A 12982-nucleotide genomic window follows, 5' to 3' on the forward strand; every position below is an offset into this window, starting at 1 on the left:
ATTCAGGTTGATGGGTGGAACGCGTGGCTTATTGCCATTCGATTTGCGGGTTCTCGCGGAAGGCGAAACGTTCGAGGTGACTGGCAATGACCTGTGCTGTCTTGTCGAGATCGGCCTTGTTTTTCGCGGACACTTTCATGTCGAGCGCGCCGTCGTTCGCGGCCAATTCGCACTGTCCAAACGGGAGGTCGATCCGTCCAGTATTTCCGTCCAGTTCTACCGGAACCTTATGGCCGAAGTGCTTGCACAGCGTGCCGAGGTAGCGTTGCGCCTGTTCTGTTTTGAATGTTGTTTCTGCGTTCATCGGGGTGTTCCTTCAGTGTTGAAAACACATCTAGCCCCGTTGATCTGTTTCGAATACGGTATGAATATTGACTTCATAGTTCCGAAAAAGAGATCAATGATTAACCACCTGAAACACATGGCCGTTTTTGCCCGCGTCGTTGATAAGGGGTCCTTTCGCGCCGCCGCACAGGATCTTGGCGTGGCCCCGTCGCGCGTCAGTCAGACGATTACTGATCTTGAAAGTTATCTCGGCACGACCCTGCTTTATCGCACGACACGCAAGCTTGCGCTGACGGGTGAGGGCAGAACGCTTTATCGACGCGTCACGGAAATGTTGCGCAGTGCCGAAGCCGGGTTCAATGAAATTAACGCCAATACGAATGATCCAGTCGGCGCGCTGCGCGTGTCTGTTCCGGCGTTTCTGGCTATGTCCGATCTTTCAACCGCCATGGCCAATTTTATCAAACGGTATCCGAACGTGGCGCTTTCACTGTACTATAATGATCGCAAGGTCGAGATCATCGAAAACGGGTTTGATCTTGCTATCAAAGCGGGTTCGCTTGCGGACAGCGCGATGATGTCCCGCAAGCTAGGCGCCATCCCGCGCGCGTTGGTCGCCGGTGTCGAATACGCAGCCGCCCGTCCGGTCCCCCAGCGGCCTCGCGACCTCGAAAATTGGGACTGGATCCAGTACCAGCAGCGTTCAGACACGGTCGACCTGTTGTCCGAAAAGGGCAAAATGGAAAAGGTCGGTGGGCAATCGCAGATTGAGGTTGATAGCGTCAACGCGCTCTATCATTTCGCCCAGCAAAATGTGGGCACAACAGTGCTGACGGAAAATCTGGCGGCGCAAGGGGTCGCGTCTGGCGCACTTGTTCGCTTGTTGCCCAAGTGGCGGCCGCCCGACATTGATCTGCACGCTGTGTGGCCGGATTCGTCACGGCGGGAAAATCTGACACTACTGTTCGTGAGGTTCCTTGCTGATGAACTTGGCCGCGAAGCGAAATCCTAAGCTGGGCGGTAGATGGCACGAGAGCGCCAAGGCTGAGGATCGATTACCGCCCACCACGCGCCATGAATGCCAGCCGTTCGAATAGGTGAACGTCTTGTTCGTTTTTCAGCAGCGCGCCGTGCAGTTTGGGCAATGCATTTGCACCGTCGCGTTTCAGGTCTTCGGGCGTGAGATCTTCGGCCAGCAGCAGTTTCAGCCAATCGATGACCTCCGATGTCGACGGCTTCTTCTTCAAACCCTGCGTTTCGCGGATTTCGTAGAATTGCGTCAGCGCTGCCGTCAGCAGGGCGTCTTTGATCCCCGGATGGTGGACTTCGACGATTTTGCGCAGCGTCTCCATGTCCGGGAACCGGATGTAGTGAAAGAAGCAGCGGCGTAGAAACGCGTCTGGCAATTCTTTCTCGTTATTTGACGTGATAATAACGACAGGCCTGTTAACCGCTTTGACAGTTTCTCCGGTCTCGTAAACGTGAAACTCCATCTTATCGAGTTCTTGCAGCAGATCGTTCGGGAACTCGATATCGGCCTTGTCGATCTCATCAATCAGCAAAACGGACCGGCGTTCAGCCGTGAAAGCCTGCCACAGTTTACCGCGCCGGATGTAATTCGACACGTCGTTGACCTTTTCATCCCCAAGTTGACTGTCCCGCAGGCGGCTGACGGCATCATATTCGTACAGACCTTGTTGTGCTTTCGTCGTAGATTTGACGTGCCATTCAATCATGGGCATGTCTAACGCCGCGCTGACCTGACGTGCTAGTTCTGTTTTGCCTGTGCCCGGCTCGCCTTTAACGAGCAGGGGGCGTTCCAGCGTGACGGCCGCATTTACCGCCATCTTAAGGTCGTCAGTCGCGATGTAGTCGTCGGTGCCGGTAAATTGCATAAGTCATGTCCTTGGTTTCGCTGGATACATTATCAGCAATGCGCCTGGCTTCAACACCTCGCGATAAACAGGAAAAGGGGGTGACAATTCAAAGGTTAGGGCGTAAACGACCCACAGTTCAGTGGGGGTCCGGACATGTCTGATAATTTAGCTGATGCGTCCTTGGACCAAGTGAGGGAAATTGACATGAAAGCCGAAGTTTTCTTGCCAGAGGATTATAGCCCAGCTGAAGACGAGCCGTTCATGAACGACCGTCAGACAGAATACTTCCGCCGCAAATTGCTGGCTTGGAAGTCTGACATCGTTGAAAACAGCTCTGATACAGTGGCAAGTATGAAAGACCAGACACGCAACATCCCTGATGTTGCCGATCGTGCGTCCGAAGAAACTGACCGTGCGCTGGAATTGCGTACACGGGATCGCGAACGCAAATTGGTGTCCAAAATTGATGCAGCGCTGCGCCGGATTGAAGAAGACGAATACGGGTACTGTTCTATCACAGGCGAACCGATCAGTCTGAAACGTCTGGACGCACGTCCAATCGCCACGATGAGCCTTGAGGCGCAAGAGCGTCACGAGCGTCGTGAAAAAGTTCACCGCGACGACTAAGGTCAGATTGGTGCAAGCAAACAAGGGTCGCCGTGTTGCCGTTATCGGGGCAGGGATCGGCGGCCTGACCACCGCATTGGCGTTTGCCCTGACAGGTGCAGAGGTCACGGTTTACGAACAGGCAGACGCACTGACCGAAGTCGGTGCAGGTCTGCAAATTACCTCAAATGGTGCGCGGGTTTTGGACGCGCTTGGTCTTGAAGATGCATTGACTGCTGTCGGCATTGCTGCACAGGCCGTGTGTCCAATGGATGCGATGACGGGCCGCCAGATCGCGCGGTTTGATCTGACCACGCAAGATCCGGTCTACCGCTTTTATCACCGCGCAGATTTGCTGGCCGTCTTGGTGGACGGGTGTCGCAAAGCGGGTGTTACGATAAAGCTGGGGTGCCGGATTGATACCGTGTCATCGGATGGCCGGTTCGTCGCGGATGGCGAGACGATTGAGCCGCTTTTGACGATTGGCGCGGATGGTCTGCATTCCAGTACGCGACCATTGCTGAATGGGCCAGAAAAGCCATTCTTTACCGGACAAGTTGCGTGGCGTGCATTGGTCCGTCGCGAAGATGCCGCGCCGTGTGCGCAAATCTGGATGGCACCGGGGCGACATGTCGTGACTTATCCGCTCCGCGACGGGATGCTGAATGTTGTTGCTGTGCAAGAGCGTTGCGATTGGGCCGCGGAAGGCTGGCACCACGAAGATAACCCTGCGAACATGCAAGCCGTGTTTGCGGATATGGGCGATGACCTGCGGGATATTCTGGCAGATGTGACGGACCTGCGGTTATGGGGCTTGTTCCGCCATCCAGTTGCTGACCACTGGCAGCAGGACGGTATCTTGGCCTTGGTCGGGGATGCCGCACATCCTACGCTGCCATTTCTGGCACAAGGCGCGAACCTCGCGATTGAAGACGGGTTAGCGCTGGCCGCCTGTTGCCAGCATGATGCGTCGTTGGAGCGGGCATTGGAGAATTACCAAGCGCTCCGCCGCCCGCGTGTCTCTAAGGCCATCAAGGCGGCTAATGCGAACGCGCGCAATTATCATTTGGATGGTGTGCAGCGCAGGATTGCGCATGCGGGTCTAGGCGTGTTGGGGGCCATTGCGCCTAATGCGTTTCTTAGTCGTTTGGCGTGGCTTTATGATCATGATGCGCCTGTGGTCCATGGATTCACCAAGCTGATTTAATTGGCGGGGTCTAAGCTATGCAGGACCGATGCAAACTGTATCATGACCCTATTTTAGAAAGGTCATTTCATGTTCAAGACAGCACTTTCCCTGCTTTGCTTTTCAGCCACGACCGCCATGGCTGCGGACTGTGCAATTGACCAAGATCCCTATAGTTCCTGTCATATCCAAGACCGCGATCGCAATGTTTCGGTGTGCTTTAATGATGATTTTGCGACCTATCGCTACGGTCCCGTGAACGGCCCTGACGAATTGGCGCTGACCGAGACGATTGATGCGCTGGTTTATGAGCCGTGGTCTGGTGTTGGCCGTGATGTTGCTGAAAGCGTTACGTTTTATAATGGACGGTATCACTATGAAGTGGTGATTGGCTATTCGCAGGGCGTGGCTGAAGCGCTGGATGAAAATGGTGATCCGCAGCCCGAGAATACCGGATACGGCTGGATTTCCATCGGCTATGACGGTGCAGAGATCGCGCGTCTGACCTGCGACCCTGAGACCGCGTTCTTTGGGTTCGGCGGCGGAATCTACGATCTGAAAGTTGCGTTGGGCTACCGTTGGGACGTCAGGGCCCGCGCGTGGGTCGCTGATCCAGACTAGTGCGTCTTAGGCTTTGAGGTCTACCCAGACCGGCACGTGGTCGGATGGTTTTTCACGGCCACGGACCTCTTTTTCGATCCAGCAGTCTTGCAGCATGTCCGCGCATTGTGGTGTCAGCAGGAAGTGATCGATACGGATGCCATCGTCTTTGTTCCACGCGCCTGCTTGGTAATCCCAGAAGCTGTAGTGGCCGGGACCGAAGGTGCGGGACCTGAACGCTTCGGTAAAGCCGAGGTTCAGGATTTTGCGGAAGGCCGCGCGGCTTTCGGGGCGGAAAAGCGCGTCGTCGGTCCAGACTTCGGGGCGTTTGGCGTCCTCGGGTTGCGGGATGATGTTGTAATCGCCCGCCATCAGCGCGGGCATTTCATCCGCAAGCAACTGTTGGCCGCGGGCGTATAGTCGTTCCATCCACGCTAGTTTGTAATCGTATTTCGGGCCGGGGGCAGGGTTGCCGTTGGGCAGGTATAGACCGCAGACGCGCACGGCGTCGGTTTCGCCAATCACAGTAGCCTCGATCCAGCGGGCCTGTTCGTCTTCGTCGTCACCGGGTAGGCCCCGTGTGACATCCTCTAGCGGAAGTTTCGACAGGATGGCGACGCCGTTGAAGCCCTTTTGGCCGTGGGTCTCGACTGTGTAGCCGAGGTCTTCGATCACTTCGCGGGGGAAACCTTCATCGACGGATTTGATTTCTTGCAGAAGGGCCACGTCAGGCGCGCTTTCCTTAAGCCAATCGGTCAACGCATTGATCCGGGCTTTGACACCGTTGATGTTGAAAGTCGCGATTTTCATGGATTGGCCCCCGATTGCTTGGGGAGTGATCTATCACAATGAAATGGATTGGCCACTGGTGGGCTGCATAATGGAGTTAGATTGATGTTTGCTTATTTGCATCAACTAGCTGCTCGGCTTCGAGCAGGGTGGACATGATACTAAGCGGAACATGCAAATTCGATAAGGCTGCGCCTATGCTTTTTTCCGTGCGTTGCTTGCCGGCAATCAAGCCTCCAATCCGATACAAATCACGCTTGCTACTTAAGGCTATGTGCATTTCTTCGCCATTACTGGTTATTGAAAATAACTGCACATCCTGGCCAATCTGAGCGTCTATATCAATCAGTCTATCGACGACTGCTTTAAGTGACGGATCTTGGAGCGCCAGACCTCTTTTAGAAAGCCAGAGGCCGAAAATGGCGCCACTCTTAGCCTTCATGGTGCGAATTTCAGTTAATCCTTTGTGGTTAACCTCGCAGAGACGTCCCGCTTTGGTTTGTCTTAGCGCCAGGTAAAATGCAGGCATCGGCGTTGCATTTGGCATGCTTAGAACGATCCCCTGAAACAAAGTTCGTGTAGTTCGACCGTAATTTTGCGCTGTTACCTCCGCCATTTGGATGTGACGACCACCAAACATGCCACTTAAACGGTCTTTCGCAAACTTGCGGTCAGACCTTGGCAAAAGTCGTGCAGGAAGGTTGTCCACAAAGCTACTGGATTCCTGTTGGTAACTCAAATCAACGGTCTTGGCCAAATGCGGTATGACCATGCGTTGCTGTGTGCGGATCAAGCGCTGGTTCACGCCGATCAAACCAATTGCCCCGAAGAGAGGAGGCAGTATCTTTATTCTCGGGTTCGCTTGATCAAATTGCGTGAAGCTGATGAATGTAACCACAATTGTGGCGATCACAACGAAACTTGCTGCTATCCACGCCATCCGTCGCTTTGCTGTGAGGGCGGAGCTCAAACTTTGCAGCGTCGTTTGTAAGTTGTGGTCGGTTTCAAACATGTTGCATTCACTTCACGCGTGGGCTTGCACTGTTAATAGACACGGTGCGGATAGGTCGACAACAGAGCGAAAGGGCGAATAGTTCGTTTACGTATCAAACACGGGCCGCGCTTTTCCATCATCGTCGAGTGCGACGAAAACAAAGTCTGCATCAGTCACTTTCGCGGCTTTGTCGGAATAGCGCGGGCGGCCCCATGCGTCGACGTGGATGCGCATGGATGTGCGGCCGACTTTGCGCAGGGTGGCGTAGAGGGTGACTTCATCCCCGACTTTGACGGGCCGCAGGAATTGCAGCGCCTCGACCGATACCGTGGCACAGCGTCCTTGTGATACACGGCCTGCCATATTGCCCGCTGCGAGGTCCATCTGGGACATCAGCCAGCCGCCAAAGATATCGCCGGACGGGTTCGTGTCCGCAGGCATCGCGATGGTGCGAATGACAAGCACACCTTCGTCCTGCTGACGGCCATGCGATCCGCGTTGTTGGCCCAGTTCAAGCGTCTTGTCAGTGTCGTCAGTCATTTGCGCAGTGTCCTTTAGCCAATCTAACCCTATTTGTGGGGCAGATCAGCCGGAAAGGCTACATCGAAAAGGATGTGCCGCAGCCGCAGGATGATGTCGCGTTGGGGTTTTCGATGACGAACCGTGCGCCGATCAGTTCCTCGGAGAACGTGATCACGGCGTCTGTCAAAAACGGCAGTGAGACGCTGTCGATCAGGACCTTTTCGCCTTGGCCTTCGAGGATCAGATCGTCTTCTTTGGGTTCGTCCAGATCAATCTCGTATTGGAAGCCGGAACAGCCGCCGCCTTCAACGGCGACGCGCAATGCTTTGCCTTGCGCCGCTGCACCAATTTCAGCGAGACGTTCAAACGCGCGTTCTGTGACTTTTGGGGGCAGGGTTAGCATCTTGGCACCTTACGATCTGGTTACGTTTGCAATATAGAGACGGCAGGCAAACACAACAAGACCGTCGCAGGGCAATGCGATGACTTGTGAAGATAAAAGGGCAGGGACACCAATGGCAGCCCCCTATGCAACCGACCCCGCAAATCCGCGCGGGCGGCTTTATCCTGAGGTGGAAAGCACCTTTCGGTCTCCGTTTCAGCGCGACCGCGACCGGATTATCCACGCGAGCGCCTTTCGGCGACTAAAACATAAGACCCAAGTGTTCGTGGAACATGAGGGCGATTATTTCCGCACACGCCTGACCCATTCGATTGAGGTCGCACAGGTAGCGCGGACAGTGGCCGCGGCGCTGGATTTGAACGTCGAACTGACCGAGGCCGTCGCGTTGGCCCATGATCTTGGGCACACGCCTTTTGGTCATACTGGCGAAGAGGCGTTGGATGCATTGATGGCCCCGTATGGTGGTTTTGATCATAACGCGCAGGCGCTGCGGATCGTGACTGATCTGGAACGGCATTACGCCGAATGGGACGGGCTGAACCTGACGTGGGAAACGCTGGAAGGTATCGCAAAGCACAACGGGCCTGTGACGGGTGACGTTCCTTATGCGCTGTCTGCGTACAACGACCGTCATGATCTGGAACTGCACACGCATGCCAGCGCCGAAGCGCAGGTTGCCGCTTTGGCGGACGATATTGCGTATAATAACCATGACTTACACGACGGTCTTCGTGCGGAATTGTTCAGCACGGATGACCTTGCGGAGCTGCCGATCTTGCACGATTGCTTTAAGCGCGTGGATCACAAATATCCGGGGTTGAATTACTACCGCCGCCGGCATGAGGCCTTGCGACGCTTCTTTGGTATTCTTGTGGAAGATGTGATTGTTCTGGCCCGCCGTAATCTGGCGGAGCTTGATCCGCATTCTGTGCATGATGTCCGTCATGCGGGGCGTATGGTGATCCAGTTTACGCCCGAGATTTGGAATGACCTGAAGGTTATTCGCCAGTTCCTGTTCGAACGGATGTACCGCGCCCCTGCGGTCGTCGAAATGCGGGTAGAGGTCACGGCCATGGTCGACTCGCTGTTCCCGTTTTTCATGGAAAACCCGCAAGAATTGCCCAAGCAATGGCGCAAGGACGTGGATGCGGCCCCTGATCAGATCACGCTGGCGCGCATCGTGGCGGATTACATTGCGGGCATGACAGACCGGTTTGCGATCCAAGAACACGGGCGTCTTTTGGGTGGGGTATCCGGTCTCAAGGGAACGTGACGTTTGGTCATTTATCAAATGGTTAACAAAAGGTTAATTTCCGCAGATTTGACATATTCTCGTCACCCAAAAGACGTGCGCGGCTAGTCTTTTGCGCTCAACAAAGGGTTCCGCGCTTTCATGCGCAGGCGCCACGCGATTGAGATGAGAAGGGTAGTTCTGTGAAGCCAACGCATATCTTATGCGGCGTTTTGTGTGCGCTGTGCATTGATGCAAGCGCCACAATTGCGGCCACCACGATTTATACGGATCGCGCTGCTTTTGACATTGCGACGGGTGGTAGTCTCAATTTCGAAGACTTCAGTGATACGACTTTTGAGAACGTTTCGATCAATTCGGATGCCGGTTTTGTCACCAGTGGCTTTTTCCGCGATAGGCCGACGCCGGGGAGTTTCTTTCAGTCGAGGGACACGACAACTTACACATTCAATTCGCCGACTACTGCGTTTGGCGGTGATTTTGACCTGTCACCGGGCGGAAATGGAAACGGGCTGCGGTTCGTTTTGAGCAACGGCGAGATCGTCTCGGAAGAAATCGGTGCGCCATATGACGGGTTTTGGGGGTTCGTTTCGGATTTGTCCTTTACGTCCGTCACTGTTCAGGCTGGATCCGGCTCGGGTCGTGCTGAAACCCATAATTTCGACAACTTTTCTTTCGGATTGGCGCAGCCTGTGGCGCCAGTTCCGGTGCCGGCAGGATTGCCGCTTTTGCTGACGGGATTGCTGGCTTTTGTGGGCTGGCAGCGCTGGATAGGACGCAAAGCTGCGGCTTAACTGGTTTCTCTCCCCTTGTGATCTAGGTTTTGCATGATAGGCAATACGCCTGCGACAGGAGAATACCCATGGCCACTGAAACCACGACGGGCCTTAGCCCCGTTGAAGCAATCGCCCTTGTTGGCGCTTTAGGTGTTGGATCACAGTGGCTTGCGTGGCGTTTAAGGATGCCTGCGATTGTCTTGATGTTGGTGGCTGGCATCATCGTTGGGCCTGTCTTGGGGATATTTGATCCGATCCGTGACATCGGCCCGTTGACGGCGCCAATGATTTCGATTGCCGTGGCGATAATCCTGTTTGAAGGCGGGATGACCCTGAATTTCCACCACCTGCGGGATGCGGCTGTTGGTGTGCGTAGGCTTGTCTTTATTGGTGCGCCGTTGGGGTGGCTAACGTCGGTGCTGGCGCTGCATTATGGCGCAGGGATCGGCTGGGAAAGTGCGGCTGTCTTTGGCGGGATCATGATCGTGACGGGCCCCACGGTGATCGCGCCGCTTTTGCGCACAGCGCGTTTGTCGCGCAGGCCAGCTGCATTGCTGCAGTGGGAAGCCATCGTAAACGATCCCATCGGGGCGTTGGCGGCTGTATTCGCGTTCTCTGTCGTTTTGGTTTTGAACACCGAAGGCGCGACCCCCATGGACGCCGCAATCGAGCTGCTCTTGGGCATTGTTGTCGCGTCGGTTCTAGGGTGGCTCGCGGGCTACGGTTTGTCACGTGCATTCAAGCAAGCGCTTGTGCCGGAGTATATGAAGGTCCCTGTGCTGTTCACGCTGCTGTTGGCGACCTTCGCCGTATCGGACACGGTGCTGCATGAAAGCGGTCTATTGGCCGTGACCGTTATGGGCGTCGTGATCGCGAACGCGAACCTGCCCAGCTATACCGAATTGCTGCGCTTCAAAGAACACGCGACCGTTCTGTTGGTATCGGGTGTTTTCATTTTGCTGGCAGCCAACCTTGATTTTGCAGCGTTGGCCAAGTTGGACATGCGTGCGGTGATCTTTGTGCTGGCCGTCGTATTTGTGGCGCGTCCCGTGACTGTATTTGTGTCGTTGATCGGGTCAAAGCTGCCATTCAAGGAACAGGTTTTGGTGGCCTTTACCGGCCCGCGCGGTGTCGTGTTGATCGCCGTTGCAGGGTTGTTCGGGGAACGCTTGCAGGAACTGGGTATTCCCGACGCAGACCTGATCGGGCCATTGGCATTTGTTCTGGTGGCCGTGACCGTTGTGATCCACGGCTTCACCTTGGCCCCGTTTGCACGGCTCTTGGGCCTGACAGGTGCAAGCACGCCGGGGGTTATCTTGATCGGTGGATCGCGCTTTACGACTGGCTTGGCCGAAGCGTTGCAGAAAGCGGAGATTCCGGTGCTGATGACAGATCCCAACTTTGGCCATTTGCGCCGTGCGCGGAGTGCCGGGATCGCGACGTTCTCTGGTGATATCCTTTCGGAAGCTGCAGAGAACCGGCTTGAGTTTATCAACTACGCAACCTTGGTCGCCGCGACTGATAACGATGCCTACAACACCTTGGTCGCAACAGATTTGTCCCCTGAATATGGTCGTGACAATGTCTTCCAGATCATGCGCGAAAAATCCGACAGTGCGCGGCATCAATTGCCCCGCACGTTGGGTGGGCAACGATTTGGCCCCGATCAGTCGTATCACGATCTTGAAGCGATGGTGGAAGATGGTTGGACGTTCCGCGTGACACGTCTGACGGAAGAGTTCGATTTTGACGCTTGGCGCGCCGAACATGCAGACAGTATTTTGTTGGGCTGGTGGCCTGATGGCGGTGCGATCAAGCTGGTGCGGTACGACACTGAAATCAAAAGTGGGGCCAACGTGCGCTTGATCGCGTTGCGGCCTGCCGAAGACAGGGCAGGGACGCAACCGCCGTCGGAGGCGAAATAGTTCAGGGGGCGTTCGTGGGTGATTACGGATGAGTGACAACCAGCTAATAAAAAGACGCCGCCTTATGCGTATTGCGATCATCGCGGCGCTGATTATTGGTGGCTGTTATCTTATCGCGCAGGCCGTCAAAGTCGGACTGGTCGCATATTTTTTATTCTGGATGCCTGTCTTTAACGATGAAACAATCGCATCGCAATTTGACAGATCAAAGACGGGTTATGTGATCGAAGACGGGCAGATGGCGTGGCGTCCCATGACGGGGGCCGACAAATTGTTCGTAAATATTATGTCATTCGGGCAAGCGGCGAATTCGGAAATGGTGAACGGGCGGACATTGTCCGATGCTGATATCGATAGTTTTCGCGTGATCGCGGGGCGCTATGGGGCGGATCGCACCCGCGTGTGGCGCGAGGGGCGTCAGTTGGTGGGAGCCGATCCAGCGACCTTTGCTGTTTTAAAGCGCGGCTATGCCTATGATGCCTTTCAAGTGTGGCAAGGCGAAACCCCAATCATGGCGCTTTCAGCGGGCACGGCCCCCGCAATTGACGTCCATTCAGACTATATTCTGTCGGTTGGCGATGCGACGTGGTATGTTAGCGATCCTGCGTTTGAATTGCCCGAACGGCCTGTAACAGAGCCGCGCCACCATTGTCGCAGTTGGTTCGAGATGAACGACGCGATTTGGAATGGGGCGACGCGGCTATATGAATTCAGCGCTGCTGATCCGATTGAGGTGCTTGACTGTGACGCGAGTGTTCGGACGCGTTACAACGATGGTTTCGGGACTGAAGACCTTTCCGCAAACGACGGGTTACTGATCAGGGATGGAGCTGCTATCAAGCGGCTCACGCTGTTGGGTGAAATAGTGCCGATGGTCACGCTACCTGAACCGATCACCCAAGCAGCCTTTGTCGGGTCTAGTTTTGGCAGGGATAACACCTTTCTGGCGCAAGGTGCATCGGGGCAGGTCTATGCCGCGCGGCTGAACGGGTCGCCGGTGGTTCAAAATCTTGGCGTATTCGATGCTTTGCCGACCGAAGATGACGTGCGTTTCAGCCGTGCTTTCTGGATGGGTGAATCGTATTTCACAGTTGTGCCCGTTGATGCTGTGACCGATCGGCACGTGATGGACCAAGGGCAGGCGACCCGACTTGGTAATTACGCGCAGGTTGGCGATACGCTGTTTGACGTTGAAAACATTCTAGCGCGTCCGGGTGATTTGCCTGTGCGGGTGGTCGATGAAAATATTGTGCTGATTGGTACGGCGTGTTTTGACTACGGGCAGTATGTCACTGACGTTATTGATCCGCTCGCTGAAGATCGGGTGATCATCGACGCCTGTGATACGCAGCGTCGCCCCGACATAATCGACTATGATGGCCTGCGTATTGGTTTTTCGTCACGTCTTGTGCCCGCGGGTTTCAGCGATACTGATCCGGTCATGGACGTCTTGGAGGTTGGCGTGTTGACGATCACAAACCAGACGGATGCGCCGGTCCATTTGACGCCTGAATTCCTTTCGGGGTTCGAGCTCAATATCAATGGAACCTACATCAACCAGCCAGATAATGCGTGGCCTGATGGTGGCGTTCAATTGGCGGCGAACGCGCATCATAGGTGGATTTACAGGGTGAATACTAACGCCGATCCGACCTATTGGGCATGGACGTTAAAGATGACCCACAACGCCAAACGGTCCGCGATCTTTGGCATCGACCCGTTTTATATCGCAACAGGCCAGTTTGTTGGCGGGAATTAGGCTGTTGC

The 12982-nt window shown here is 55.1% G+C and carries 14 protein-coding genes; 8 read left to right on the forward strand and 6 right to left on the reverse strand.

All coding sequences use genetic code 11. The features are described from left to right. Positions 1 to 28 precede the first annotated feature (28 nt). Positions 29 to 304: a DUF2218 domain-containing protein gene (locus AC0L7R_RS08205; protein ID WP_473660200.1), complete on the reverse strand. Its 276-nt coding sequence runs from the start codon at positions 302 to 304 to the stop codon at positions 29 to 31. A gap of 96 nt (positions 305 to 400) precedes the next feature. Between AC0L7R_RS08205 and AC0L7R_RS08210 the strand changes: the two genes are divergently transcribed. After that, the gene (locus tag AC0L7R_RS08210; RefSeq protein WP_473660202.1) at positions 401 to 1297 is read left to right on the forward strand and encodes a LysR substrate-binding domain-containing protein; all 897 of its coding nucleotides are present in this window, start codon (positions 401 to 403) and stop codon (positions 1295 to 1297) included. Between the two features lie 43 nt (positions 1298 to 1340). On the opposite strand, the gene AC0L7R_RS08215 is transcribed toward AC0L7R_RS08210, so the two are convergent. Further along, a complete protein-coding gene (locus tag AC0L7R_RS08215; protein ID WP_348107195.1) occupies positions 1341 to 2180 on the reverse strand; it encodes an AAA family ATPase in 840 nt (279 codons plus the stop codon). Between the two features lie 186 nt (positions 2181 to 2366). Between AC0L7R_RS08215 and dksA the strand changes: the two genes are divergently transcribed. The 3 genes from dksA to AC0L7R_RS08230 all read left to right on the forward strand — a co-directional run bounded on the left by dksA (position 2367) and on the right by AC0L7R_RS08230 (position 4575). Continuing rightward, a complete protein-coding gene (gene dksA / locus AC0L7R_RS08220; protein WP_348107215.1) occupies positions 2367 to 2789 on the forward strand; it encodes an RNA polymerase-binding protein DksA in 423 nt (140 codons plus the stop codon). Positions 2790 to 2799: 10 nt separating this feature from the next. Continuing rightward, entirely contained in the window at positions 2800 to 3975 is a 1176-nt protein-coding gene (locus AC0L7R_RS08225) for an FAD-dependent monooxygenase (RefSeq protein ID WP_473660204.1), read from the forward strand. A gap of 69 nt (positions 3976 to 4044) precedes the next feature. Continuing rightward, positions 4045 to 4575 carry a hypothetical protein gene (locus tag AC0L7R_RS08230; protein WP_473660206.1) on the forward strand — a complete coding sequence of 177 codons (531 nt, stop codon included), beginning with the start codon at positions 4045 to 4047 and terminating at the stop codon, positions 4573 to 4575. Positions 4576 to 4581: 6 nt separating this feature from the next. Here AC0L7R_RS08230 and xth read toward each other — a convergent pair whose 3' ends face one another. The 4 genes from xth to AC0L7R_RS08250 all read right to left on the reverse strand — a co-directional run bounded on the left by xth (position 4582) and on the right by AC0L7R_RS08250 (position 7262). Beyond that, positions 4582 to 5364: an exodeoxyribonuclease III gene (gene xth, locus AC0L7R_RS08235; protein WP_473660208.1), complete on the reverse strand. Its 783-nt coding sequence runs from the start codon at positions 5362 to 5364 to the stop codon at positions 4582 to 4584. A gap of 76 nt (positions 5365 to 5440) precedes the next feature. Then, a complete protein-coding gene (locus tag AC0L7R_RS08240) occupies positions 5441 to 6355 on the reverse strand; it encodes a hypothetical protein (RefSeq protein WP_473660209.1) in 915 nt (304 codons plus the stop codon). 87 nt (positions 6356 to 6442) lie between these two features. Continuing rightward, complete coding sequence (locus tag AC0L7R_RS08245; RefSeq protein WP_473660379.1) at positions 6443 to 6778, reverse strand: hotdog domain-containing protein; 336 nt, start codon at positions 6776 to 6778, stop codon at positions 6443 to 6445. A 157-nt stretch (positions 6779 to 6935) separates the two neighbouring features. Beyond that, positions 6936 to 7262, reverse strand: a complete 327-nt coding sequence (locus tag AC0L7R_RS08250; RefSeq protein ID WP_348107200.1) for a HesB/IscA family protein — start codon at positions 7260 to 7262, stop codon at positions 6936 to 6938. 112 nt (positions 7263 to 7374) lie between these two features. Between AC0L7R_RS08250 and AC0L7R_RS08255 the strand changes: the two genes are divergently transcribed. The 4 genes from AC0L7R_RS08255 to AC0L7R_RS08270 all read left to right on the forward strand — a co-directional run bounded on the left by AC0L7R_RS08255 (position 7375) and on the right by AC0L7R_RS08270 (position 12974). Continuing rightward, on the forward strand, positions 7375 to 8535 hold the full coding sequence (locus AC0L7R_RS08255) for a deoxyguanosinetriphosphate triphosphohydrolase (RefSeq protein WP_473660211.1): 1161 nt from the start codon (positions 7375 to 7377) through the stop codon (positions 8533 to 8535). 161 nt (positions 8536 to 8696) lie between these two features. Beyond that, a complete protein-coding gene (locus tag AC0L7R_RS08260) occupies positions 8697 to 9308 on the forward strand; it encodes a hypothetical protein (RefSeq protein ID WP_473660213.1) in 612 nt (203 codons plus the stop codon). 68 nt (positions 9309 to 9376) lie between these two features. Next, on the forward strand, positions 9377 to 11215 hold the full coding sequence (locus AC0L7R_RS08265; protein ID WP_473660214.1) for a cation:proton antiporter domain-containing protein: 1839 nt from the start codon (positions 9377 to 9379) through the stop codon (positions 11213 to 11215). Positions 11216 to 11279: 64 nt separating this feature from the next. After that, complete coding sequence (locus AC0L7R_RS08270) at positions 11280 to 12974, forward strand: hypothetical protein (RefSeq protein ID WP_473660216.1); 1695 nt, start codon at positions 11280 to 11282, stop codon at positions 12972 to 12974. The last annotated feature ends 8 nt before the right edge of the window (positions 12975 to 12982 follow it).

This window comes from Yoonia sp. D2-7 (assembly GCF_055809435.1).